Source organism: Pseudomonas sp. NPDC086566 (assembly GCF_050280885.1).
Taxonomy (GTDB): domain Bacteria; phylum Pseudomonadota; class Gammaproteobacteria; order Pseudomonadales; family Pseudomonadaceae; genus Aquipseudomonas; species Aquipseudomonas vlassakiae.
This window is the reverse complement of sequence record NZ_JBNNWD010000002.1, coordinates 393588-419896: the sequence shown is the minus strand read 5'-3', so window position 1 is coordinate 419896 and position 26309 is coordinate 393588. Positions and strand designations below refer to the sequence as shown.

The 26309-nt window shown below is 63.7% G+C and carries 18 protein-coding genes; 14 read left to right on the top strand and 4 right to left on the bottom strand.

Annotation, left to right across the window (positions count from 1 at the left end):
- Nucleotides 1-31: 31 nt before the first annotated feature.
- The 8 genes from tssE to ACQKPS_RS06100 are packed head-to-tail and all read left to right on the top strand — an operon-like array spanning nucleotide 32 to nucleotide 13691.
- Nucleotides 32-547 (top strand): type VI secretion system baseplate subunit TssE, encoded by a 516-nt coding sequence (tssE, locus tag ACQKPS_RS06135; protein ID WP_427603171.1) that lies wholly within the window; start codon nucleotides 32-34, stop codon nucleotides 545-547.
- A complete protein-coding gene (gene tssF / locus ACQKPS_RS06130) occupies nucleotides 544-2406 on the top strand; it encodes a type VI secretion system baseplate subunit TssF (protein WP_254481965.1) in 1863 nt (620 codons plus the stop codon). Before tssE ends, tssF begins: the two co-directional genes overlap by 4 nt.
- The gene (gene tssG / locus ACQKPS_RS06125) at nucleotides 2370-3419 is read left to right on the top strand and encodes a type VI secretion system baseplate subunit TssG (RefSeq protein ID WP_427603345.1); all 1050 of its coding nucleotides are present in this window, start codon (nucleotides 2370-2372) and stop codon (nucleotides 3417-3419) included. The genes tssF and tssG overlap by 37 nt, the downstream gene beginning before the upstream one ends.
- Nucleotides 3412-6072, top strand: a complete 2661-nt coding sequence (gene tssH / locus ACQKPS_RS06120; RefSeq protein ID WP_427603168.1) for a type VI secretion system ATPase TssH — start codon at nucleotides 3412-3414, stop codon at nucleotides 6070-6072. Before tssG ends, tssH begins: the two co-directional genes overlap by 8 nt.
- Before the next feature lie 23 nt (nucleotides 6073-6095).
- Nucleotides 6096-8036: a type VI secretion system Vgr family protein gene (locus ACQKPS_RS06115; RefSeq protein ID WP_427603166.1), complete on the top strand. Its 1941-nt coding sequence runs from the start codon at nucleotides 6096-6098 to the stop codon at nucleotides 8034-8036.
- 15 nt (nucleotides 8037-8051) lie between these two features.
- On the top strand, nucleotides 8052-8486 hold the full coding sequence (locus ACQKPS_RS06110; protein WP_254481976.1) for a DcrB-related protein: 435 nt from the start codon (nucleotides 8052-8054) through the stop codon (nucleotides 8484-8486).
- A 13-nt stretch (nucleotides 8487-8499) separates the two neighbouring features.
- The gene (locus ACQKPS_RS06105) at nucleotides 8500-12903 is read left to right on the top strand and encodes an RHS repeat-associated core domain-containing protein (protein WP_283723346.1); all 4404 of its coding nucleotides are present in this window, start codon (nucleotides 8500-8502) and stop codon (nucleotides 12901-12903) included.
- A 2-nt stretch (nucleotides 12904-12905) separates the two neighbouring features.
- Nucleotides 12906-13691, top strand: a complete 786-nt coding sequence (locus ACQKPS_RS06100) for a hypothetical protein (RefSeq protein ID WP_254481980.1) — start codon at nucleotides 12906-12908, stop codon at nucleotides 13689-13691.
- Nucleotides 13692-13933: 242 nt separating this feature from the next.
- Here ACQKPS_RS06100 and ACQKPS_RS06095 read toward each other — a convergent pair whose 3' ends face one another.
- On the bottom strand, nucleotides 13934-15223 hold the full coding sequence (locus tag ACQKPS_RS06095; protein ID WP_254481981.1) for an OprD family porin: 1290 nt from the start codon (nucleotides 15221-15223) through the stop codon (nucleotides 13934-13936).
- 444 nt (nucleotides 15224-15667) lie between these two features.
- On the opposite strand from ACQKPS_RS06095, the gene ACQKPS_RS06090 reads away from it, so the two are divergent.
- On the top strand, nucleotides 15668-17770 hold the full coding sequence (locus tag ACQKPS_RS06090; RefSeq protein ID WP_427603163.1) for a TonB-dependent receptor: 2103 nt from the start codon (nucleotides 15668-15670) through the stop codon (nucleotides 17768-17770).
- A gap of 463 nt (nucleotides 17771-18233) precedes the next feature.
- Here the strand turns inward: ACQKPS_RS06090 and aguA are convergent, their stop codons facing one another.
- Nucleotides 18234-19340 (bottom strand): agmatine deiminase, encoded by a 1107-nt coding sequence (gene aguA, locus ACQKPS_RS06085; protein WP_254482002.1) that lies wholly within the window; start codon nucleotides 19338-19340, stop codon nucleotides 18234-18236.
- A gap of 453 nt (nucleotides 19341-19793) precedes the next feature.
- Between aguA and rfbC the strand changes: the two genes are divergently transcribed.
- From rfbC to ACQKPS_RS06065, 4 genes are all read left to right on the top strand, one after another.
- Nucleotides 19794-20336 carry a dTDP-4-dehydrorhamnose 3,5-epimerase gene (rfbC, locus tag ACQKPS_RS06080; RefSeq protein WP_283723343.1) on the top strand — a complete coding sequence of 181 codons (543 nt, stop codon included), beginning with the start codon at nucleotides 19794-19796 and terminating at the stop codon, nucleotides 20334-20336.
- 123 nt (nucleotides 20337-20459) lie between these two features.
- A complete protein-coding gene (locus ACQKPS_RS06075; RefSeq protein WP_254482014.1) occupies nucleotides 20460-22274 on the top strand; it encodes a sensor histidine kinase in 1815 nt (604 codons plus the stop codon).
- Nucleotides 22271-23680 carry a sigma-54-dependent transcriptional regulator gene (locus tag ACQKPS_RS06070; protein WP_283723342.1) on the top strand — a complete coding sequence of 470 codons (1410 nt, stop codon included), beginning with the start codon at nucleotides 22271-22273 and terminating at the stop codon, nucleotides 23678-23680. Before ACQKPS_RS06075 ends, ACQKPS_RS06070 begins: the two co-directional genes overlap by 4 nt.
- Entirely contained in the window at nucleotides 23677-24132 is a 456-nt protein-coding gene (locus ACQKPS_RS06065; RefSeq protein ID WP_427603161.1) for a YiiD C-terminal domain-containing protein, read from the top strand. Before ACQKPS_RS06070 ends, ACQKPS_RS06065 begins: the two co-directional genes overlap by 4 nt.
- A gap of 28 nt (nucleotides 24133-24160) precedes the next feature.
- Here ACQKPS_RS06065 and cysQ read toward each other — a convergent pair whose 3' ends face one another.
- Complete coding sequence (gene cysQ, locus ACQKPS_RS06060; protein ID WP_427603159.1) at nucleotides 24161-24979, bottom strand: 3'(2'),5'-bisphosphate nucleotidase CysQ; 819 nt, start codon at nucleotides 24977-24979, stop codon at nucleotides 24161-24163.
- A complete protein-coding gene (gene nudE / locus ACQKPS_RS06055) occupies nucleotides 24976-25542 on the bottom strand; it encodes an ADP compounds hydrolase NudE (RefSeq protein ID WP_015268611.1) in 567 nt (188 codons plus the stop codon). Before nudE ends, cysQ begins: the two co-directional genes overlap by 4 nt.
- Nucleotides 25543-25606: 64 nt before the next feature.
- On the opposite strand from nudE, the gene yrfG reads away from it, so the two are divergent.
- Entirely contained in the window at nucleotides 25607-26269 is a 663-nt protein-coding gene (yrfG, locus tag ACQKPS_RS06050; protein WP_427603157.1) for a GMP/IMP nucleotidase, read from the top strand.
- Nucleotides 26270-26309 lie beyond the last annotated feature (40 nt).

Sequence of the window (26309 nt, the reverse complement as noted above, 5' to 3'; positions counted from 1 at the left end):
GGTTCCATAACAGCCCAAGAGACTGACCGAAGTGGTAGCCGAGATCGCCACCCGCGACCGCCTGCAGCCCTCGCTGCTGGATCGCCTGACCGACGACGAGCCGGGCAACCCACAGGAAGCCGCAGACAAACGCGTGCTCAGCCTGCAACAGCTCAAGGCCTCGGTGCTGCGCGACCTGGCCTGGCTGCTCAACACCACTTCGCTGCTCGACAGCGCCGCCACCCTGAACACCCCGGCCGGCATTTCCGTGATCAACTACGGCCTGCCTGCCCTGGCGGGCAACAGTGCCTCGAACATCGACATCGGTGCCCTGGAGCGAATCATCCACCAGGCCATCGCCACCTACGAACCGCGCATTCTCGCCCACACCCTGAAAGTACACGCCCAGGCGGCGCCCGGCGAAATGAATGGCAACGCCTTGAGCTTCGAGATCGAAGGTGACCTGTGGGCACAGCCGGCGGCCCTGCCGCTGCTGTTGCAGACCGATGTCGACCTGGAATCCGGACATGTCCGCGTGGCCCCGGCCGATCGCCGGAGGCGCCCATGAACCCGCGCCTGCTGGAGCTGTACAACCAGGAACTGCAACACATCCGCGAGGGTGCCGAAGAGTTCGCCCGGGAATACCCCAAGATCGCCGGCCGCCTGACCCTGTCCGGCGTCGAATGCGCCGACCCCTACGTCGAGCGACTGCTGGAAGGTTTCGCCTACCTCACCGCGCGCGTGCAACTGAAGCTCGACGCCGAGTACCCGACCTTCACCCACAACCTGCTGGAAATCGCTTACCCGCACTACCTGGCACCGACCCCGTCGATGACCGTGGTGCAGTTGCAGACCGACCCCGACGAAGGCTCGCTGGCGGCGGGCTTCCAGTTGCCCCGGCACAGCGTGCTGCGCGCCAACCTGGGCCGCAACTCGCAGACCCCGTGCGAATTTCGCAGCACCCAGGACGTCACCCTTTGGCCGCTGCAAGTGGCCAGCGCCGAATACTTCGGCAACCCCGGCGCGGTGCTCGGGCGCCTCGCGGCCAGCGAGCCGCGGGCCCGCGCCGGCCTGCGCCTGACCCTGCGTAGCGGCGCCGAGATGCCGTTCTCCAGCCTGCCGCTGACGCACCTGCCGCTGTACCTCAACGGCGCCGACGAAACCCCGTTCCGTCTCTACGAGCAGCTGCTGGGCAGTGCCTGTGCGGTGTTCGTGCGCCAGCCGGGGGCCGACTGGGTCGAGCGCATCCCCGTGGAGCAAGCCTTGCTGCCCTGCGGCTTCGATGACCGCGAAGCGGCTCTGCCTGTGGTGCCCCAGGCGTTCCAAGGCTATCGCCTGCTGCAGGAATACTTCGCCCTGCCGCAGCGCTTCCTGTTCGTCGATTTCGCCGGCCTGGCACCTGCTGTCAAGCGCTGCAACGGCCAGGAACTGGAGCTGCTGGTGCTGTTCGAGCGCTTCGACCAGGCCCTCCAGGGCGGCGTTGGCAGTGCGCAGCTGGTCCCCTTCTGCACCCCGGCGATCAACCTGTTCCCACGCCGGGTAGACCGCATCCACCTGAGCGACCGGGTCAACGAACACCATGTGATCGCCGACCGCACCCGGCCGACCGATTTCGAGATCCACTCGCTGCAGCAGGTCAGCGGCCACGGCACCGGGCCGGACCAGGCCTTCCTGCCGTTCTACGCGGTGCGCGACCCATCGCGCTATGGCCGCGACCAGGCCTATTACGTGGTGCGCCGAGAGCCCCGGGTGCTGTCCAGCGAGCAGCGGCGCACCGGCACCCGCTCCAGCTACATTGGCAGCGAAACGTTCGTCAGCCTGGTCGACGGCCAGCAGGCGCCGTACCGCCACGACCTGCGCCAGCTGGGCATCAGTGCCCTGTGCAGCAACCGCGACCTGCCGCTATTCATGAGCGTTGGCCACGGGCGCAGCGACTTCAGCCTGGCCGACAGTGCGCCGGTGGCCGCCGTGCGCTGCCTGGCCGGGCCGAGCCGCCCCAAGCCCAGCCACGCCCACGACAACCGCGCCTGGCGCCTGATCAGCCAGTTGTCGCTGAACTACCTGTCGCTGGCCGAACAGGGCCAGGGCGCGGCAGCCCTGCGCGAACTGCTGCGCCTGTATGGCGACACCCACGACAGCGCCCTGCAGCTGCAGATCGACGGCCTGCAAGCGGTCAGCTGCCAGCCCTGCACCCGGCGCCTGCCGATGCCAGGGCCGATCGTGTTCGGGCGGGGCCTGGAAATCACCCTGACCTTCGATGAAAACGCCTTTCGCGGCACCGGCGTGTTCCTGCTCGGGGCGGTGTTCGAGCGCTTCCTGACCCGCTACGTGTCGGTTAACAGCTTTACCGAAACCGTGCTGCGCACCAGCGAACGTGGCGAGATCATGCGCTGGCGAGCCAAGCCCGGGCGCAGGCCGGTGCTGTGAATACCCTGGCGAACATGCAGGCTGAGCCGTGGGAGTACGACTTCTTCCAGGCCCTGCGCCGGCTCGAAGCGGAAAACCCCGAACTGCCGCGTTTCGGCCATTCGCTGCGCCTGGCCGATGAGCCGGTGCGCCTTGGCCAGCGCCTGGACTGCAGCTTCGCCCCCTCGACCCTGGCTTCGGTGACAACCGCCGAAGACCAGCCGGCCCGCCTGGAGCAGTTCTTTTTCGGCCTAGGTGGCCCCAACGGCCCACTGCCGCTGCACCTTACCGAATACATGCGCGAACGCCAGCGCAACCATGCCGACCCGACCAGCAAACGCTTCCTGGATATCTTCCATCACCGCCTGCTGAGCCTTTTCTACCGGGCCTGGGCCGAGGCGCGGCCGACCGTCAGCCACGACCGCCCGGGCGATGACTACTGGGCCGCGCGCCTGGCCGCCCTGAGCGGTCGGGGCCAGCCCGAGCTACTGAACCAGGGTCCGCTGGCCGACACCGCCAAGCTGCACTGGTCCGGCCACCTGGCGGCGCAGACCCGCTATCCGGATGGCTTGTGCAGCATTCTCGCCGACTACTTCGGCGTGCCGGTCAGCCTCGAGGAATACGTCGGCCAGTGGCTGGCGCTGCCCGAACGCAGCCAGCTGGGGGTGCGCGCCAACCGCCTGGGGGTCGACCTGTGCCTGGGCAGCCACGTGTGGGACCGCCAGCACAAGTTCCGCCTGTGCCTCGGCCCGCTCAGCCTCGAGCAGTACCACGCCCTGCTGCCGGGTGGCCAGGCCTTCGTCGAGCTGGCGGCCTGGGTGGCCGAGTACATGGGCCTGGAACTGGACTGGGAACTCAACCTCATCCTCGCGCAGGGCCAGGTGCCCGCCCTGCAACTCAATGCTGGCCAACGCCTGGGCTTCGATACCTGGCTGGACCGCCCCACGCACGATGCACGCGACCTGAAGCTGGCCCGGTACTACGCCGCGCAGCCGGTCGCAGCCCCCCACACAAGGAGCCAGGACCATGGGTGAAATCAGCCGCGCCGCGCTGTTCGGCAAACTCAACAGCGTTGCCTACAAGGCCATCGAGGCCGCTACCGTGTTCTGCAAGCTGCGCGGTAACCCCTATGTCGAGCTGGCGCACTGGTTGCACCAGTTGCTGCAGCTGCAGGACAGCGACCTGCACCGCATCATCCGCCAGTTCAACGTCGAGCCGGCGCGCCTGGCACGTGACCTGACCGACGCACTCGACCGCCTGCCACGCGGTTCGACCTCGATCACCGACCTGTCCTCGCAGGTGGAAGAAGCGGTAGAACGCGGCTGGGTCTATGGCAGCCTGATGTTCGCCCAGAGCCAGGTGCGCACTGGCTTCCTGCTGGTCGGCATCCTCAAGACACCGAGCCTGCGCAACGCCTTGCTGGGGTTGTCGGGGGAGTTCGCCAAGCTCAAGGTCGAGGCCCTGAGCGAACGCTTCGACGAATACGTCGGCGACTCGCCGGAAAACGGCCTGGCCGCCAGCGACGGCTTCAGCGCCGGTGTACCCGGCGAAGCCAGCGGCGCCGTAGCGCCGGCAGCGATGGGCAAGCAGGAAGCGCTCCAGCGCTTTACCGTCGACCTCACCGAACAGGCACGCAACGGCAAGCTCGACCCCATCGTCGGCCGCGACGAGGAAATCCGCCAGCTGGTCGACATCCTCATGCGCCGTCGGCAGAACAACCCGATCCTCACCGGCGAGGCCGGTGTCGGCAAGACCGCCGTGGTCGAAGGCTTCGCCCTGCGCATTGTCGCTGGCGACGTCCCGCCGGCGCTCAAGGACGTGGAACTGCGCAGCCTCGATGTCGGCCTGCTGCAGGCCGGCGCGAGCATGAAGGGCGAATTCGAACAGCGCCTGCGCCAGGTGATCGAGGACGTCCAGGCATCGCCCAGGCCGATCATCCTGTTCATCGATGAAGCCCACACCCTGGTCGGCGCCGGCGGCGCGGCCGGCACCGGCGATGCCGCCAACCTGCTCAAGCCGGCGCTGGCCCGCGGCAGCCTGCGTACCGTGGCCGCCACCACCTGGGCCGAATACAAGAAGCACATCGAAAAAGACCCCGCCCTGACTCGCCGCTTCCAGGTGGTGCAGGTCGATGAGCCGAGCGAAGCCAAGGCCCTGCTGATGATGCGCGGGGTGGCTTCGACCATGGAACAGCATCACCAGGTGCAGGTGCTCGACGAGGCACTGGAGGCCGCGGTGAAGCTGTCGCACCGCTACATCCCGGCGCGTCAGTTGCCAGACAAGTCGGTCAGCCTGCTCGACACCGCCTGCGCCCGCGTGGCCATCAGCCTGCACGCAGTGCCGGCCGAGGTCGATGACAGCCGCCGACGCATCGAGGCGCTGGAGGTGGAACTGCAGATCATTGCCCGCGAGGCCGCCATCGGCGTCGCCACCGGGCAGCGCCAGGCCCAGGCCGATGTGCTGCTGGCCGAGGAGCGCGAGCGCCTGGCCAGCCTGGAAAGCCGCTGGGCCGACGAGAAAGCGCTGGTCGACGAGCTGCTGGCCACCCGCGCCGAGCTGCGCGAGCAGGCGGCTGCGGTTGACCAGGGCAACTCGGCACTGCGCGACACGCTGGTCGACCTGCAGCAGCGTCTGGCCGCCCTGCAAGGTGAAAGCCCGCTGATCCTGCCGACTGTTGACTACCAGGCCGTGGCCTCGGTGGTCGCCGACTGGACCGGCATCCCGGTGGGCCGCATGGCGCGCAACGAAATCGAGACCGTGCTCAACCTCGACAGCCACCTGGCCAAGCGCATCATCGGCCAGGACCATGCGCTGAAGATGATCGCCAAACGCATCCAGACCTCCCGCGCTGGCCTGGACAACCCGAACAAGCCGATCGGCGTGTTCATGCTTGCCGGCACCTCCGGGGTGGGCAAGACCGAAACCGCGCTGGCCCTGGCCGAAGCGATGTATGGCGGTGAACAGAACCTGATCACCATCAACATGAGCGAATTCCAGGAAGCCCATACTGTGTCCACCCTCAAGGGGGCGCCGCCCGGCTACGTAGGCTACGGCGAAGGCGGTGTGCTGACCGAGGCAGTGCGCCGCCGGCCCTACAGCGTGGTGCTGCTGGACGAGGTGGAAAAGGCCCACCCGGACGTACACGAGATCTTCTTCCAGGTGTTCGACAAGGGTGTGATGGAAGACGGCGAAGGCCGCCAGATCGATTTCCGTAACACGTTGATCCTGCTCACCACCAACGCCGGTACCGAGCTGATCGCTGACATCTGCAGCAACCCGCAGGACCTGCCCGACCCCGAGTCGGTGGCGACCCGCCTGCGTCAGCCGCTGCTGGAGATCTTCCCGCCGGCCCTGCTCGGCCGCCTGGTGACCATCCCCTATTACCCGCTCAGCGACGCCATGCTCAAGGCCATCACCCGCCTGCAGCTGGAGCGTATTCGCAAACGCGTGGAGGCCACCCACAAGGTCGGCTTCAGCTATGACGACGGGGTGGTCGAGCTGATCGTCTCGCGCTGCAGCGAGACCGAAAGCGGTGGCCGCATGATCGACGCCATTCTCACCAACGGCCTGCTGCCGGACATGAGCCGCGAGTTCCTGACCCGCCTGCTCGAAGGCAAACCGCTGGCCAGCGTCAGCATCAGCCGGCGCGACAACGACTTGCACTATGACTTCGACACCGCCGGCTGACGGCGGCTGATACGGGAGCAGCCATGCTGTTCAAGCAGTTCACGCGCCTGGCGCAGATCAACAGCCCACTGGGGCCGGACGTGCTGGTGCTCAGCGACATGAGCGGCGGCGAGGAGCTCGGCCGCCTGTTCGAGTATGAGCTGCAACTGACCAGCGACGACCCGGCCATCGACCTCAACCAGCTGCTGGGCAAACCCCTGAGCCTGAGCGTGCAGGTGAGCCTGGGCAGCTCGCGCCACTTCCACGGCATCGTCGCCCGCTGCAGCCAGTCGGTCGACCAGGGCCAGTTCGCCAGCTACCGGGTGACGCTGCGGCCGTGGCTGTGGTTGCTGACGCGCACCAGCGACTGTCGGATCTTCCAGCACCTGAGCGCGCCGCAGATCATCAAGCAAGTGTTTCGCGACCTCGGTTTCTCGGACTTCGAGGATGCCCTGAGCCGCAGCTACCGGGAACGCGAGTACTGCGTGCAGTACCGCGAGACCAGCTTCGATTTCGTCAGCCGGCTGATGGAGGAAGAAGGCATCTACTACTTCTTCCGCCACGAGCAGGAGCGTCACGTGCTGGTGCTCGCCGATGCCTACGGCGCGCACCAGAAGGTGCCCGGCTACGAAACCGTGCCCTACTACCCGCCCGACGGCCAGCACCGCGAGCGCGACCACATCAACGACTGGCACCTGGCCCAGGAAGTGCAGCCAGGCTCGCTGGAACTAAACGATTACGACTTTCAGCGCCCCAGCGCACGCATCGACGTGCGCTCGGCCATGCCACGCCCGCACCAGGCCGGTGACTACCCGCTTTACGACTACCCGGGCGCCTACGAGCAGACCCAGGATGGCGAGCATTACGCGCGCACCCGCCTGGAGGCGCTGCAGAGCCAGCACGAGCGCATCGAACTGCGCGGCAACGCCCGCGGCCTTGGCAGCGGCCACCTGTTCAGCCTGAGCGGCTTCAGCCGCCAGGACCAGAACCGCGAATACCTGATCGTCGCCGCCCGCTACTACGTGCACCAGGAGCGCCTGGAAAGCGGCCTTGCCAGCGGTGGCGCCGCGCAGTTCGAAAGCCACCTCAGCTGCATCGATGCCCAGCAGAGCTACCGGCCCGCGGGCAGCACCCTGCGGCCGATCGTCAAAGGGCCGCAGACCGCCGTGGTGGTAGGCCCGGCTGGCGAGGAGATCTGGACCGACCAGTACGGCCGGGTCAAGGTGCACTTCCACTGGGACCGGCACGACCAGTCCAACGAGAACAGCTCGTGCTGGATCCGCGTGTCCCAGGCCTGGGCCGGCAAGAATTGGGGCTCGATGCAGATCCCGCGGATCGGCCAGGAGGTGATCGTCAGTTTCCTCGAAGGCGACCCCGACCGGCCGATCATCACCGGGCGCGTGTACAACGCCGAACAGAGCGTCCCCTACGACCTGCCCGGCAGCGCCACGCAAAGCGGCATGAAGAGCCGCTCGAGCAAAGGCGGCAGCCCGGCCAACTTCAATGAAATCCGCATGGAGGACAAGAAGGGCGCCGAGCAGCTGTACCTGCATGCCGAACGCAACATGGACACCGTGGTAGAGCAGAACGAGACGCTGGCGGTGGGCATCAACCGCACCCAGACCGTGGGCATGCTCGAAACCATCACCATCGGCCAGGACCGCATCCGCGCCGTGCGCCGTGACGACATGCTGCTGGTCGGCGCCAGCAAGACCGACAGCGTCAGCACCAGCTACCTGATCGAGGTGGGCGAGAACCTGCGCCTGGTCTGCGGCAAGAGCGTGATCGAGCTCAATGCCAGCGGGCAGATCAACATCAGCTGCGAGCAGTTCAGCTTCCATGCCAGCAAGGACGCCGAGATCAACACCGACGGCACCCTCGACCTCAACGTCGGCAACGGTGCGCAGACCGATACCAAAGGCCAGGGCGCGAAATCCACCATCGACGACTCGGTGAAGGCCATCTTCTCCGGTTCCGACCAGTAACGAGACACTCAGCCCATGAGCTATCGCGTCAACGAATTCCGCCTTGCCCTGCCCGATACCGCGGTACAGGACACCAGCATCAACATCCTGCGCTTCGAAGCGCTGGGCACCTCGCTGATCGTCAGCCGCAGCCTGCTGGCCGAAGGCGAAACCCTGCAGAGCAATTTCGACGGCCAGTTGCAGCGCCTGCAGCAACAGGTCAAGGACTTGCGCTTCCAGCCGGCACAGGCCGTGCAGGTAGGCGCAGGCCAGCCGATCGACGCCATCGAGCTGAGCAGCCAGTTCAGCAAAGGCCAGGACAAGGTCTACCAGTACCAGCTGGCGCTGGTGCTGCCGGGCACGCGCAGGATGTTCGCCTTGAGCTATGTGAAGGCGCAGCCGCTGGGTGAGGCCGAGGCCGCTCACTGGGCGGCGCTCAAGCAGTCGCTCGACTTCGACAACCTGGGCTGACGGGCGCCGCACTATGTCCGACGCACTCTGGGCCGCGCGCGAAGGCGACGCGCTGATGCACACCTCGCTGATGGCCGACATCGTCGGCGGTGTACTGGAAGTGGCGGCCAACGTGGCGATTGGCGCCCTGGCCACTGCCGCCGTCGCAGCGGCCCTGGGCATCACCGTGGCCACCGGTGGCCTGGGCTGCTTCGTGCTTGGGGCAGTCGTGGGTGTGGTAGTGGGCGTGGTCATGGCCAAGACGGGGACAGACACGGGGCTCAGTCGATTATGCGAGGGCATAGGCAACTTTCTGTTCCCGCCCTCGGTGCAGGCCACCATCGCCAGCGGCTCGTCGAACACCAAGACCAACGGCAAGCCCGCAGCGCGCGCGGCGGGCGTGGTCACCGGACCACCTGCCCCGCTGGAAAATGGCCAGGGCGAGGCGGCAGAGGACGAGGAAGAAACCTTTCTCGACATGGCCAAGGGCTTCTTCTCGCAGATGTGGCGGCCTACCGTTGCCAGGCCCGCGGCCAACACCCAGGAAGCGCCCGATGACAAAGTCATCTGCAGCAAGCACCCGCCCATGCCGCCCCAGTTCCTGGCCGAGGGCTCGAGCAAGGTACTGATTAACGGCCACCCGGCTTGCCGCAGCGGTGATCGCAGCACGTGCGAGGCAGTGATCGTCGACGGCGGGCTGGTCTCGAACAACGTGCGCATCGGTGGCGAGCCGATCGTGGTGCGCGAAATCCGTAGCGGCAAGACACCTGGCATCGGCTTGGCGATCACGGCGTTGATGATGTTGCGCGGGCGCGGTGGCAAGTTCTACAGCCGCTTCGGCTGCATGCTGGTAGGTGGCGTCGTCAGCTTTGCCAGCAGCCAGGTAACCGCCGCACTGACATCGGCCATCGTCGGCTCGCCCAACCCGGTTCATACGCCCACTGGGGCAAAGATTCTGAGCGATGAACACGATCTGGACTTCACCCTTCAGGCCATGATCCCGCTGGACTGGCAGCGCTACTACAACAGCCGGGACAATCGTCGCGATGGCTTGTTCGGCGCCAGCTGGAGCGTTCCCTACGAGGTATCGGTGCTCGTCGAAAATGACCGTTTGTTCTACACGGATGAACAGGCGCGCATTATCGACATGGGCATGATCGCGCCAGGCGAAGCGGTGTTCAGTGCCGGCGAAGGCATGAGCGTGCGCCGCGCCCTCAATGGCGAGCTATTGATCGAGGATATCAGCAGCGGCTTGTACCGGCTGTTCGAACCTCGCCCACAAGACCCTCGGCATCTGCGGCTGGCCAAGCTGGGGGACCGTAACGACAACCGCATCCATCTCGAGTATGACGAACAAGGGCGACTGTCTTCATTGCACGACACCTTCGATGTCGCTCATGTGCGGCTGCACTATAGCGACAGGTGGCCGGCTCGGGTCAGCCACATCGAACGGGTGTTCGCCGCCAATGACGTGCAGGTGCTGGCCCGCTACAGCTACGATGACGCTGGCGACCTTGCAGAGGTACGCGACGCGTTGGGGCAGCTGCAGCGACGGTTCATGTATGACGAAGGCCGCCGTATGGTCAGGCATGAGAACTCGAATGGCCTGATATGCCAGTACGAATGGCGCAAGCTCGACGACTGGCGGGTGATTCGCCATTGGTCCAATGCAGGCGACGACTACCACTTCGAGTACGACATCGACGCCGGCGCCACCTATGTCACCGATACCCTCAGACGCACACGGGTCTGTCGCTGGAATGCGCAGTATCAGGTGATCGAGTCCACCAATGCACTGGGGCAGAGCTGGCTGTTCAACTGGAATGACGAGCGTCAATTGCTGGCAGCAAGCGACCCCGAGGGCGGTCAATGGCGCTTCAACTACGACGAGTCCGGGAACCTCAGTGAAACCGTGGACCCACTAGGTCGAATCGAGTCGACCCAGTGGCTGGAACACTGGGCACTGCCACGAAGCGAAACGGATGCCACAGGTGCGACATGGACATATCGGTATGACCAGCGCGGCAACTGCATCCGTGAAACTGACCCACTGGGTGAGGTGACGCGCTATCGCTACGATGAACATGGACAGCTGCTGGAAACCATCGATGCCATGGGCAGGCACAGGCGACAACGCTGGAACGAGCAGGGTTTGTTGGTCGAACACATCGATTGCTCAGGCCTTGGCACACGCCTTGACTATGATCGCCAAGGCAATCTGCTGAGCCTGACCGACGCGCAAGGACAGATCACCCGCTACCGACATGACGCCCTGGGGCGTACCGTAAGTCTGGAATGTGAAGATGGCCGTATCACGCAATACCGCTACGCACCATCAGGCCTGCTCGAACAGGTGACTGATCCACTGGGTAATGCGGAGCATTTCAAGCATGACCTCAACGGACAACTCGTCGAACATCGAGATAATCTTGGGCGTTCGGTGCGCTTCAAGTACGACGTGCGCGCGCGGCTGGTCGCACTGATCAACGCCAACGGCGAAGGCTATCGTTTTACCTGGGATGATGCCGATCGCTTGGCCTGGCAGGAGAATCTCGACGGCAGCCGCAAAGGCTACCGTTACAACGGGCAGGGACAGCTAACCGAACTGCACTTCATCCCGACACCCGGAGCGCTGGAGCTGCCGCTGCATCACAGCCTGGAGCGCGACGCTGCCGGAAGGCTCATTGCCCTGCACACCCAGGACGACAGCACTTACTACCACCTTGACCCTGCAAACCGCCTTCTGGAGGCACGCTGTGAAAATCAGAATGGCAACGTTCAGCGTGTCACTTTCCAGTATGACGCCTGTGGGCGCCGCATCAGCGAGAGCAACAGCGCAGGACGGCTGGACCACACCTACGACGCGCTGAGCAACCGCGTGAGTACGCGCTTGCCCGACGGTCGACGCTTGAACCGACTGGTTTACGGTTCAGGTCATCTTCACCAGATCAATATCGATGGCCAGGTGATATGCGACTTTGAACGTGACCGCCTGCACCGGGAGGTTACACGCACTCAGGGGCAGCTGATCACTCGCAGCCTGTATGATCGCAGCGGGCGCCTGACAGCCTGTCTGCGCCGTAGGAAAGACGAAAATGCGCTGCTGCCTGCCGCCTGGCAGCAACGTTTCGACTTCGATGACCGGGACAACCTGATCAGCTATCTGCGCCAGCAGCCCCATGTCCTGCAGCAGCGAGTGCTGCACTACGATGCCACTGACCGCTTGCTTGCCAGTCAAGGTTGGCTGCCTGGCCAGGATGAGTGCTTTGACTACGATGCGGCAGGCAACCGAACGCCGCGTTTCAGTGAAGTTGTCCAGCACGATCAGTTGCATCAGCTCGAAGACCGGCAGTACCGTTATGACGGCTTCGGCCGCCTCGCAGAAAAGCGCAGTGCGCAGTATGGCGAGCAGCGCATGACTTACGACCGTCATCATCGGCTAGTGCAGGTCCGTACCCTGAAAAATGGCCGCGAGCGCATCGTTACCCTGAGCTATGACCCTCTCGGGCGTCGTATCGCCAAGACCGAGCGCGACCATAACGATAACCTTCTCGGCTGTACCGACTTTGGCTGGGACGGGCTCAAACTGCTGCAGGAGCGCGTTAACGGCCATTGCACCTTGTATGTGAACGAGCCGGACTACAGAGTGCTGGCACGCATCGATGGGCAAGGGCCGCATCAACAGTTGCGACACTACCATAACGCCCTCAACGGTCTGCCTGAACAACTGACAGACAGCCAGGGCGACCCTGTCTGGACAGGAGAATGCTCATCTTGGGGGGTGACATTGCAGGAGTGGCGAGCAAGCGATTTTGTCGAGCAACAGAACTTGCGCTTCCAGGGGCAGTACCTCGACCGTGAAACCGGCTTGCACTACAACCTGTTCCGCTACTATGACCCGCACAGCGGTCGCTTCACCCAACCTGACCCGATCGGTCTTGAGGGTGGTGTAAACCTCTACCGGTATGGGCCTAATCCGATAGGTGGTATTGACCCGCTGGGGCTGGACTGGAGCTATTTCCTGTCCGACAAGGACGGTGTTCCCTACTACAACGGACGGGCATCGGATAACGATACGCTCGAAGGCGTCGTGCGCCGCCATATGGAAACCACTGGCGTTGACGGACCACGGTTCAAGGAAGGTGACCGGATCAATCAAGTCACCCCAAAAGGCACCGACTACGACACCATTCGAGGTATCGAAGACTCCGGTATTCGTGAACGTGAAGTGCTCGGCAGAAAGAGCCCCTACGTGCGCGGAAACAAGATCTTTGGCATTTCCGACGCTAAGGCGCGAAAAGACCTCGGCATCGAACGTATCGCACTGGCCAACGAGTACCTCAAGGCCAACGGCGTCAAGAAAGTCACGCAACTCCCCGTGCTCGCCAGCCGCGGAGCACTGCCACCGAAGGCCAATAAAAGTTCCTGTGGGAAATGAACATGACAGCAACTGCGGAACAACTGTGCAAGCTCCTCAAGGCACAGCACCCCAACGAAGCGCCGAGCCCGGCATTACTAGCAACTGGCTTGGCGACCGATACCAGATCCATGGACCATGATCAGGTCATGGCGTGGCTTGTCGGCGAACGCCAAGCAGCAATCAAGGCAGAGGTAGTGGCCAGTTTTCTCGCAGGCGTAGAGCGGAATCACGCCTACCTGCGTGCTGCACTCTCAGCCTATTCTTGTGCCATGCACCTGCCTGAACACAGCTTTACAGCACAAACCCAACTGAGCTGCCAGATCTGCAGCTTCTTCAAGCAACGCGACGTCAGTTTCATTGCACTCAACCGCATTCGTTTTTTGGTCGGTGCGGTGCAGGCAGGCAATATTTCGAACATGGCCTTCCTTCTGCAAGAGCATCGAACCAGTGACAAACAACTGCCTGGCAGTCTCGATCTGATGCTGAGGATCCTCGACCTGATCCGTCACATGCCCGCGCAGAGCAAACCCAATGACCTTCTCAAACAGCTGCGCAAGCTTCCAGGGGTCAAGATGAGCGATGACGAGGGGCGCGGGTTTCTCAACCTGCTAGGCCACTGCGGCATTCTGCAGACGCCGGAGCACCCTGGCCTGCTTTACCGCTACACGAACCTTGGCCTGGCACCGCGCAGTTCTCGCTCGTCGGATTGGAGCTATCCGGTGGACTTCTGGCGCGGCGAGCATGGCATCAACGATGACGCTGTGCGCTACTGGTTCAGCGACTATCCCGAACTGCTGGCAAGCTGAGCAGCCATAAGCGGCTGCCTCCCTGACTGTACCAGGCCGCGTCATCCAGCCTGCGATGGACCCACCGGCGAGGGCAGGATCAGCCCTTACCACCGCGATATGCAAGGATGTGGCGAAAGGCGCGCAGTGACAGCTTTGCGCCGGAGAAAGGCGAGTTACCGGCCGCGCCGGCAGCGGCCCACATGCGCCGCAAAGAAACAGCCCCGGCATGGGCCGGGGCTGTTCGAGACGCTCGGTCAGGATCAGAAGATGCTGATCGGGTACTCGACGAATACGCGGACTTCGTTGCCGTCGTCGTTGTAGCCGTTCTGCTGTACCGCGTTGTTGGTACGCAGCCAGGAACCGCGCAGCTTGACCGACAGGTCCTTGGCCGGGCCGTCCTGAACGACGTAGCGCAGCTGGTTGAAGATTTCGCGTTCTTTGCCTTCGCCGAAGCCGTGGGTGTTGATGTTGTCACCCGCCACGTAGGCGATCTTGTAGGTCAGGCCCGGGATGCCGAAGGCACCGAAGTCCAGGCCGTAGGCGAGCTGCCAGGAACGCTCGTCTTCGGCGTTGAAGTCGGACCAGTAGGAGTTGGCCAGGTAGATGGTCGAACCACCGTCACCCACACCACCACGGTCCTGGTACCAGCCGTAGTTGTAGCCGGTGCTGCCGGTGCTGCGCTGGTGCGCCAGGGTCACCGAGTGCGGGCCAAAGGCGTAGGTGGCCGCCAGGCTCCAGATGGTGTTTTCGTCACCGGTCAGCTCGGCTTTCTGGACGTACTTGCTGTTGACGTCCGACTTGTAGCCGTTGAAGTCCAGGGTCAGGGACTGGTCAGCCGCGATCGGGAAGACGTAGTTCATGCCCAGGTAGTGCTTCTTCATCACGTCTTCGATGTTCGACGTGTAGGCGGAAGCGGTGAAGTTGTCGGTGAACTTGTAGCTGCCGCCGAACACATCGATCGACTTCAGGTGGCCGCTGTCGCGACCTTCGGCGCTCTTGCGCGCTTGCTCGGTGAAGTGACCGGCGTTCAGCTCCAGGCCCTCGATCTCCTTGGAGGTGATGAAGGTACCGGTGTAGCTCTCGGGCAGCAGGCGGCTGTCGTCATATTGCAGCACCGGCAGCTCAGGCATCATGTCACCGTACTTGAGCACGGTGTTGGAGACGCGGAACTTGATGGCAGCACCACCACGGGCCAGGTTGTGCGGCGAATTGGTCGGCGCGGTGTCGCTGGGCTTGAAGAAATCGATGCCGGCCCCGCCATTACGGCCCTTGCCGCCATCCAGGCGCAGTGCGTACAGGCCGAAGGCGTCGACGCCCACGCCCACGGTGCCCTGGGTGAAACCGGAGGAGAACTTGCCGATGAAGGCCTGGCCCCATTCGCTCTGGTCGTTCTTGCCGTGCTTCTTGTCACGGTTGATATAGGCGTTGCGCAGCAGAATGTTGGCGTGGCTGTCCTCGAGGAAGCCCTTGCTGTCGGCCTGATCGTTGGCCTGGGCCTGGGTCGCGGCGATCATCGCCAGGGCGACCAGGCTGATCCTGGTTTTCAACATGTTGTTTTCCTTATTTCTAAATCAAAAACGCTTTGCACTATTACGCCAGGAACCAACGCCCCTTCGTAGGTTCGACGCTATGCGGATCCGAACTGAAAGGCCCGCCGGCAATCGTGTTGCGGGCCTTTCGCAGCAGCATGGCCATGGGTGGCCAGCAAGCGTTGGCCGAATCCTAGCCGTGCGCGATTACAAATGTCAAAAAGTCGTGAATTGAAGGTTGTTATAACCAATTTCACTGGCATCGCTGGTGCATTTTCACGCTACTTGAGGCAATCGGCAGGCATTTTGTCTTCGGTGGGAGTATTCGCAATAAACCGGCGGAAAAGCGGAACTTACAAGCTGAAACATATGTAAAGACAAGTCTTTACAAATACCTATGCAGCCGCAAATAGCAAGCATTACCATTCGCGCCTATTTTCCATTTACCCCTGCACGGATGTTCTGATGCTTGCCCCCAATCGCCTGCCCTCATTCGGCCTTGGCCTGTCACTGTTGATCAGCGCCGGCCTGGCCAACGCCACCAGCACCACACTTCCCGAACTCTCGGTGACTGCCCGGAGCGAGGGCGAAGAAGACAACCCACAGGTCAAGGAGGTCAGTACCGCGACCCGTACGTCGACGCCAGTGCGCTATGTGCCACAAGCCATCGACACGGTGAAGACCGCCACCGTGATGGACTACGGCAGCAATACGCTGGGCAAGGCGCTGGAGGGCATTCCCAACGTCAGCAGCGGTGCCGATACGCGCTTCGACAGCATCCGTATCCGGGGCTTCGAGGCCAGCAACGACTTCTACCTGGACGGCATCCGCGACGACAGCCAGTACATTCGCGACCTCAACAACATCGAGCGGGTCGAAGTCCTCAAAGGGCCGGCAGCCGTGCTTTATGGCCGTGGCAGCCAGGGCGGCATCGTCAACCGGGTAAGCAAGGCCCCGGAGCCTGGGCGGCGCTCGTCGATCGAAGCCCAGGGTGGCAGTGAAGACCTGCGCAGCCTGTATGCCGACCTCAGTGCCGACCCCAGCGACACCATCAGCCTGCGCCTGAACATGGGCAACCAGGACAACAACAGTTTCCGCGATGGCATCGACGGTAGCCGGCAGCTGTTCGCGCCATCGATGAGCTGGCAGCTTGCACCCGACCTCAACTGGCTGGTGCAGTACGAGTACAGCCGCTACAACCGCACGCCGGACCGTGGCATTCCCGGTGTCGACGGGCGCCCCGCGGATGTCGCCCGCAGTACCACCTACGGCGACACCCAGCGCGACTACATCGATGACCGTGCGCAGTCGCTGCGCTCTCGCCTGAACTACCAGCTCAACGAAACCTGGCAGTTGCGCCACACCCTGGGCCTGTTCAAGCTCGACAGCGATTTCGACAACACCTACCTGACGGGCTACAACGCCAGCAACCAGACGGTAACCCGCCAGCGTTGGCAGCAGGACCTGACCACCCGCAACCTGTTCAACAACCTTGAAGCCGAAGGTGATTTCGCCACCCTTGGCCTGGAGCACAAGCTGCTGATCGGCCTGGAGTTCGGTAATCAGCGCCGCGACCCGACGCTGTATACAGCCGCGCCGGTGGCTGCCGGAGGCAGCCCGGTACCGAGCCTCAATGTGTACAACCCCGCCCGCAGCCTGCAGCACAATGGCCGCATGGTGGTGTCGAGCGACAACCACACCGTGGTCGACAGCCGTGGCCTCTACCTGCAGGACCAGATCCGCCTGAATGACCAATGGCAATTGCTGGCCGGGGTGCGTTTCGACCAGTTCGAAGTAGAGACCACGAACAAGCTGCGCAAGCTTTCCGAGAAGCAGGACAGCAACACCACCAGTCCGCGCCTGGGCGTGGTCTACACACCTTGGCGCGACCACTCCTTCTATGCGTCGTGGAGCAAGACATTCTCGCCCGTCGGCGGTGGCCTGATCGGCATCACCCCGGGCGCCCCAGGCAACACCAACGACACCAGCCCCGAGCTGACCCGGCAAAAGGAAATCGGGGTGAAGAGCGACTGGCTGGACGAACGCCTGAGCACCACCCTTGCCATTTATGAACTGGAACTCTACAACCGCCGCACCCGCGACCCGAACAACCCGGAGATCACCTTGCTCAGCGGCCTGCAACGCTCACGCGGTATCGAGCTGACGGCCACCGGCAATATCGTCGGCAACTGGTACGTTCGTGGCGGCATTGGCTTGCAGGATGCAACCATTGTCAAAGACAACAATGGCCTGGAAGGCAATCGCATCAACGATGTGGCAAAACGCAATGGCAGCCTGTTCGTGACCTGGAAACCCGAGCTGGGCTGGTATGCCGAGACCGGCCTGACACTGGTCGGCGAACGCTACGCCGATAACCAGAACACCACGGTATTGCCAGGCTATGGCCGTTGGGATGCCCTGGCCGGGTTCCGTACCCATGACTGGGACATGCGGGCAGCGCTGAACAACATCACCGACAAGACCTATTACAGCTCGGCGACTAGCGCCGCGCAGATCCAGATCGGCGACCCACGCAGCTTGGTGGTGACCGGTACTTACCGTTTCTGATGCGCTTTTTGCGCCATCCCACAAACGAAAACGCCACCGCAATTGCGGTGGCGTTATTCATGGGTCGGGCTCCTGCCCTGGTCAGTGCCAGACCCCCAGCAGCGCATCCAGCTCAGCGTCGCTTATCAGCCCTTGAGGGTAGCGGCCGTCAAGCAGACGTCGTGGGTCGGTCGTCCTGACCCGTTTGCCTCCATGGTGTTTCAACCACTGCGCCACAACCCTGAGCGATTGGTGATTGACTGCCGATGGGCGCAAAGCCGTCTCACTTGCTGCGTTCATGTCCACACGTACTCCCTGGCCCGTGAGCGGCTAATTTACGTCTTGATTGTTACAGAACGGTGTGCCCGGTCTGCCTGGGTAAACCCCTGAAAAACAATACAAAACATATGCCACTCGACCCTCCGCATATCGGCAGGGCAAAAAAAACCCGTCATTCGACGGGCTTTTTCGTGTTGGCAGCGAGTCAGCGCTTGAACGGTGCCGGCTGTTGCTGGGTCAGGCAATGGATGTTGCCACCGCCGAGCAGCAGCTCGCGGCCTGGAATCATCACCACTTCATGGTCCGGGAAAACCTTGGCAAGAATCGCTCTGGCTTGGGCATCCGCAGGGTCATTGAAGCTCGGCGCAATGATGCCGCCGTTGACGATCAGGAAGTTCACGTACGAACCCGCCAGGCGCACCGACGGGTCGCGCTCCTGGCTACCGGCCACCTGGTCGACACCGGCGCATTCTTCCTCGGTGGCGAACAGCGGGCCAGGGATCGGCATCTTGTGCACCACAAACTCGCGGCCCTTGGCGTCACGGGTGTTTTTCAGCACCTCGTAGGCGGCGTGGCAACGGGCGTAGTTGGGGTCGTTGGAATCATCGGTCCAGGCCAGTAACACTTCGCCTGGGCTTACGTAACAACAGAAATTGTCGACGTGGCCATCGGTTTCGTCGTTGTAAAGGCCATCGGGCAGCCACACGATGGTTTCCACTGCCAAGTGCTCGCGCAGGATCTCTTCGATCTGCTCGCGGTTCAGGTGCGGGTTGCGGTTGCGGTTGAGCAGGCACTCTTCGGTGGTGATCAGGGTGCCTTCACCATCGACATGGATAGAGCCGCCTTCCAGCACGAAGCCTTCGGTGTGGTAGCGCTGGCAACGCTCCATTTCCAGCACCTTGGCCGCCAGTTCCTCATCGCGGTTCCACGGCGCATAGAGGCCACCATCGAAGCCGCCCCAGGCGTTGAAGCCCCAATCCACACCCCGCACTTCACCGTGGTCATTGATCACGAAGGTCGGGCCGGTGTCGCGCACCCAAGCGTCGTCGTTGCTGATTTCCACCACGCGAATGTTCGGCAGGTCGAGCTGACGACGGGCGTTTTCGTACTGCCCGGCTGAAACGGCCACGGTTACCGGCTCGAAGCGGGCAATGGCCTTGGCCAGGGTGACATGGGCCGCCTGGGCTGGCTTGCCGCCCAGGCGCCAGTTGTCCGAACGCTCCGGCCAGACCATCCAGACCTGGCTTTGCGGCGCCCATTCGGCGGGCATGTGGAAGCCGTCGGCGCGGGGGGTGGAGTTGAGGGTTTTCATGGTTAACCTCTGCAAAGGCACTGGGCGATGGGCCGAAGTTGGCAAATGAATGTGGCATTTCCGACGGTGCAGGATGCTCGCCGCGATTGGCCAATTTATAACCGATACATATCGACTTTAGAAGCCTAAAATTCAATTATTATTGAGGTATATCCATATTTTTACCGATATTGATCGACAAACGGTTCACCCAAAGCCTTGCGACCTCTACCTTCGATATAGTCGCTTGGCGCGGGCTGCATCTGCATGCCAAAAGGCCTCAAGATGAAACCTGTTTCATGTTTCTGCTGGGGAAGCCGGGCTTGTGGCCGATAACCCGGTGTAAAGATGAAATCCGCAGGTAGTCTCATGCTGGCTCCCCGCCAGCCGATCTAGGCTCAGGTTGCAGGGCGGCGGACTTAGAGCGGACCTTTCAAGGTCGGACCATCAGCACACTGACCGAAGAAAACTTCCATGAACATCATAGCGACCGAGATACCTGACGTAGTCATCATCGAACCGAAGATATTCGGCGACAGCCGTGGCTTCTTCTTCGAAAGCTTCAATGCGCGCGAATTCAAGATACAGACCGGGTTCGGCGGCCATTTTGTGCAGGACAACCATTCGCGCTCACAGCGCGGCGTGCTGCGGGGCCTGCATTACCAGATCGACAACCCTCAGGGGAAACTGGTGCGCGTGGTGCACGGCGAAGTGCTGGACGTGGCCGTGGACATCCGCCGCAGTTCACCAACCTTTGGCCGTTGGGTGGCGCGGCGCCTTAGCGCCACAGACCACCTGCAGTTCTGGATTCCACCGGGGTTCGCCCATGGCTTCCTGGTGCTGAGCGAAACCGCCGACTTCCTGTACAAGACCACCGACTACTACAATCCAGCCGCCGAGCGCTCGATCCGCTGGGACGACCCTGATCTGGCCATCGACTGGGGCATGCAGCACCCGACCCTGTCGGCCAAGGACCAGGCAGCCGTGCTTTTGAAAGACGCGGACCTGTTCCCATGAAGATCCGGGCTGCTCGCGCCTGGCCTGTGCGTGGGATGTACGCCTGCCGCACTGGCAGCAGGCACTGATCGACTGCCTCAAGTAGCGCATAATTGCGCCAGACCCTTCTGGCGCATTGACCCGATGATTGCAAAACCCACCCCCCCACGCCGACCCCGCTGGCGCAGCCTGGCCCTGCTGGCCCTGTGCCTGGCGCCCCTGTTGTGGCCACTGCACCATCTGGCCGAGCGCTACTACCAGGATGAGCTGGCCTCACAGAACCGCCAGACCCTCGACCTGTACGTCGCCAACCTGCTCGGCACCCTGCACCGCTACGAAACCCTGCCGCAGATCCTCGGCGACCTCCCGGCACTGCGCGGCGTGCTGGCCGACCCGTTCCGCCTCGAAGCCGTCACCAATGCCAACCGCCTGCTCAAGGACATCGTCCACCAGACCGGCGCCGAAGTGATGTACCTGATGGACGTCAGTGGCAATACTCTTGCCGCCTCCAACTGGGACAAGCCGGACAGCTTCGTCGGCCGTAACTTCTCCTTCCGCCCGTACTTCATCGAAGCCATGGCCGGCCATCTGGGGCGGTTTTTCGGCCAAGGCACCACCTCGGCCAAACGCGGCTACTTCTTCGCTGCCGCCGTGCGCGACCGCGAACGCATCGTGGGAGTGCTGGTGGTCAAGGTCGACCTGGACCACACCGAAACCCTCTGGGGCCGTACCCCCGAACAGCTGCTGCTGACCGACCACAACGGCGTGGTGATCCTCACCTCACGCCCCGAGTGGCGTTTCCGCGCCACCCGTGAGCTGACCGACGCCGAGCGCCAGGCGATCATCGCTATCCAGCCCTACCCGACCCAGGCCCCGCAGCCGCTGGTGCTCAACCATGACGCCTGGCTCACCCAGACCCGCGACATCAAGGAAACCGGCTGGCAGGTGAGCATCCTCGCTCCGCGCCAGCTGGTTGATCGCTCGGTGCAGACGGTGATGGCGATTGGCGCTGGCGCTCTGCTGGTACTGATGCTGTTTACCGGCCTGGTAATGCAGCGGCGTCGCCATTACATCGACCGTATCGACTTTGAAGCCCGTGGCCGCCAGGAGCTGGAGTCACGCGTGGCCGAGCGTACTGCTGCCCTAGAAGGCCTCAATACCCGGCTGAAAAGCGCGGTGCTGGAGCGCGAAAACGCCCAGCAGGAGCTGGTACGTGCCCAGGATGAACTGGTCCAGGCCGGCAAGCTGTCGGTACTCGGCACCATGTCGGCGAGCATCAGCCACGAGCTTAACCAACCCCTGGCGGCGATCCGCAGCTACGCCGAAAACGCCGAGATCCTGCTCGACCACCAGCGCACCGAGGACGCCCGCGGCAACCTCAAGCTGATTGGCGAGTTGACGGGGCGCATGGCCTCGATCATCGCCCACCTGCGCGCCTTTGCCCGTCGCGACCGCCACGCCCCGGAAAGCGTGGCCCTGCAGCCGGCACTGGATGATGCCTTGGCGCTGCTGGCCAAGCGCCGCCGGGCGATGGCCGTGGAGCTGATCCGCGACCTGCCAGAGGCCACCCTGTGGGTGCAGGCCGGCGAAACCCGCCTGCGCCAGGTGCTCGGCAATCTGCTGGCCAACGCTCTCGATGCCCTGACCGAAAAGGCCAACCCGCGCCGCCTGTGGCTGAGTGCCGAGAAGCACGAGGATTACGTCTACCTGTACATTCGCGACAACGGCCCAGGCTTCAGCCGCCAGGCCCTGGAGCACGCCAAGGAACCGTTCTTCACCACCAAGACCCGCACCCAGGGCCTGGGCCTGGGCCTTGCCATCTGCGAAAGCCTGATGCGCACGTTGGGCGGTGAACTGTTACTGGCCAACCACCCTGAAGGTGGTGCCCTGCTCACCCTGCAACTGCGCGTGGCCGCACCCGGCGCTACCTTGCCCACTTCGGAGGACTCCTCGGCATGACGACCGAGCCTAACATCGACAGCCAGGCCCAGGTGATCCTGGTGGATGACGACCCACACCTGCGCCAGGCCCTGAGCCAGACCCTCGACCTGGCCGGGCTCAAGGTTGTCGCCCTGGCTGACGCCCAGGGCCTGGCCGAGCGCATCGAGCCTGATTGGCCAGGCGTGGTGGTCAGCGACATTCGCATGCCAGGCATCGACGGCCTGCAGCTGCTGGAGCAGCTGCACGGCCGCGACAGCGAGCTGCCAGTGCTGCTGATTACCGGCCATGGCGATGTGCCGCTGGCGGTGCAGGCCATGCGCGCGGGCGCCTACGACTTTCTGGAAAAACCTTTCGCCAGCGACGCCCTGCTCGACAGCGTGCGCCGCGCCCTGGCCGTGCGCCGCCTGGTGCTGGACAACCGCAGCCTGCGCCTGGCCCTGAGCGACCGCCAGCAACTGGCCACTCGCCTGGTCGGCCATTCACCGTCGATGCAACGCCTGCGTGAACAGATCGGCGCCCTGGCGGGTACCCGTGCCGATGTCCTGATCCTCGGTGAGACCGGTGCCGGCAAAGAGGTGGTCGCCCGCGCCCTGCACGACCTGTCCAGCCGCCGTGAGGGTCCGTTCGTGGCCATCAACGCCGGCGCACTGGCCGAGTCGGTGGTCGAAAGCGAGCTGTTCGGCCACGAGCCGGGCGCCTTCACCGGTGCTCAGAAGCGCCGCATCGGCAAGTTCGAGTTCGCCAATGGCGGCACGTTGTTCCTCGACGAGATCGAGAGCATGAGCCTGGACGTGCAGGTAAAGCTGCTACGTCTGCTACAAGAGCGAGTGGTCGAGAGGCTCGGTGGCAACCAGCTCATCCCGTTGGACATCCGCATCATCGCGGCCACCAAGGAAGACCTGCGCACCTCCGCCGACCAGGGCCGTTTCCGCGCCGACCTCTACTATCGCCTGAACGTCGCGCCACTGCGCATCCCCCCTTTGCGCGAGCGTGGGGACGACATCCTGGTGCTGTTCCAGCACTTCGCCGATGCCGCCAGCCAGCGGCATGGCCTGCCGCCCCACAGCCTGCAACCGGCCCAGCGGGCCATGCTGCTGCGCCATGGCTGGCCAGGCAACGTGCGCGAACTGCAGAACGCCGCCGAACGCTTTGCCCTGGGCCTGGAGCTGGCCCTCGATGGCCAGGCACCTGCTGCTGCGCCGACGGCGCCGCCAATCCTGCTGGGCAACCTCAGCGAACAGGTCGAGCAGTTCGAACGCTCGCTGATCGCCGCCGAACTGGCCCAGCCCCACAGCTCCATGCGCAGCCTCGCCGAAGCCCTCGGCATTCCGCGCAAGACCCTGCACGACAAGCTACGCAAGCACGGCCTGCATTTCGAAGGCGGTAGCAGCGGCAGCGACGACCACGAGGAAAACCGTTCATGAGTGCCGATAGCCAATACCTGCAGTCCGTGCTGCACGGCGACATTCCCCTGACCCGTGAAATGGGCCTGGAAGTCATCGATTGGCACGCCCAGACCCTGCGCCTGCAGCTGCCACTGGCGGCCAACGTCAACCACAAGAGCACCATGTTCGGCGGCAGCCTGTACTGTGCCGCAGTGCTGGCGGGATGGGGCTGGCTGCACCTGCGCCTGCGCGAAGTGGGCATCGACGACGGGCATATCGTCATACAGGAGGGCCAGATCAGCTACCCGTTGCCGGTGACCGGCGCGGCGGTGGCGCGTTGCGCAGCACCGGACGATAAGACGTGGGAGCGGTTCCTGACGATGTACCAGCGCCGGGGCCGGGCGCGGCTGACACTGGCGACCACGGTCAGCAACGCCGGCAGTGATGAGCCCGCCGTCACCTTCAGCGGGCAGTACGTCCTGCACCGCTGACAGGGCTGACGCGCTCCCACAGGGTAGGTCAGATCAGGTCAAGAAACGCCTGACGCCAGGCCGCGTTGGCAGGCAGCGCCAGGAAGAACGGATTGAGCAGCGACTCACGCGCCGGGTAGCGGAATGGCTGGCCATCGACCTCGATCACCTCGCCCCCGGCACCTTCCAGCACACCCTGCGCTGCCGCGGTATCCCATTGCGAAGTCGGCGCCAGGCGCGGGTAGCAATCGGCGCTGCCCTCAGCCAGCAGGCAAAACTTCAGCGAACTGCCGATATTCGCCAATTCCAGCTCACCCACAGCAGCACTCAGGCCAGCCAGCAGCGCTTCCTGCTGCGGGCTGGAATGACGACGGCTGGCCACCACGGTGAAGCGGCCATCGGCAGGCGGCGCATTGCGCACTTGAACAGGCTGCGCCTCGGCAGCCCCTTCGCAGCGCCAGGCACCGAAGCTACGACCACCGAAATAGCAGCGACCATTGGTCGGCATGGCCACCACGCCAAACACCACCTCGCCGTTCTCGACCAGCGCGATGTTGACGGTGAACTCCTCGCTGCCGGCGATGAACTCCTTGGTGCCGTCGAGCGGATCGACCAGCCACCAGCGGCTCCAGCCCAGGCGCTCGGCCATCGGGATATTGCAGTCTTCTTCAGACAGCACCGGAATCTGCGGCGCCAGCGCCAGCAAGCCATCGGCGATGACCCGATGCGCCGCCAGGTCAGCGGCCGTCACCGGCGAATCGTCGGCCTTGTTGGTCACTGCCACGTCGGCGCGCCAGAACGGCAGGATGGCCTCGCCAGCCAGTTGGGCGAGCTTGACCACTTCGTGCATCAGTTGCAGGTCGTTCATGCTTCGAGCAGCCCCCGCTGGATCAGCAGGTCGCGGGCCAGGTACAGCGCCGCCAACGCCCGCCCTTCGGTGAACTGCGGGTGCATGGCCAGGGCCGAAAGTTCGCGCAGGTTGACCTTGTCGACCCGCATCGGCTCCGGCTCATCGCCCTCCAGGCGCTCCTCGTAGAGGTCGCTGGCCAGCACCACCTGGATCTTCTGGCTCATGTAGCCTGGGGACAGCGACAGCTCGGTCAGATGCTCCAGCTGACGAGCACCGAAACCGGCTTCTTCCTTGAGTTCGCGGTCGGCCGCGGCCAGCACGTCCTCGCCCGGCTCGATCAGGCCTTTGGGCAGCGACAGCTCATATTCGTCGGTGCCGCCGCAGTATTCCTCGACCAGCACCGCGTGCTCGGCATCGAGCATGGCGACGATCATCACCGCCCCGTAGCCGTTGCCTCGGCCAACCAGGCGCTCGTAGGTACGCTCGTTGCCATTGCTGAAGCGCAGCTGCACGGCCTCGACCCTGAACAGGCGACTGCTGGCGACGATCTCGCGACTGAGGACGGTGGGTTTCTGGCGCATGGGGCAGCTCCTTGGCGTGAACGCGTTACTATACCGTGGCTTGCCGACTGATCGAGAGTTTCCCATGCCTGTTCTTCCCTGGTCTGCCATCGATACCGTCCTGCTGGACATGGACGGCACCCTGCTCGACCTGCACTACGACAACCGCTTCTGGCTCGACCACCTGCCCCAGCGCTACGCCGAGCTGCACGGGGTCAGCCGGGCCATGGCGGAAATGGAACTGCAACCACTGTTCGAACGCAATGCCGGCACGCTCAACTGGTACTGCCTGGACTTCTGGAGCCGCGAGCTTAAATTGCCAATTCGCGAGCTCAAGCGCGAAATCGCCGACCTGATTGCCCTGCGGCCCGATGCCGATACGTTCCTTGCTGCTATCCGCAAGGCCGGCAAGCGCGTGGTGATGATCACCAATGCTCATCGCGATTCGCTGTCGCTGAAGCTGGAGCGGGTGGAACTGGCACCGTATTTCGAGCGGTTGATCAGCTCGCATGATTACGGCTACCCGAAGGAGAACCCGCAGTTCTGGGACACCTTGATGGCGGATATCGGCTTTGATCCGCAGCGCAGCCTGTTCATCGATGACACCCTGGCCATCCTGCGCAGTGCGCGGCGGTTTGGCGTGGGGCACCTGTTGGCCGTGCGCCAGCCGGACAGCAAGGCGCAGCCGCGCGATACCGAGGAGTTCGCGGCGGTCGAAGATTACCGGGACTTGCTGGTTGGCCTGTAAGGGCCTCTTCGCGGGCACGCCCGCTCCCACAGGACCAGTG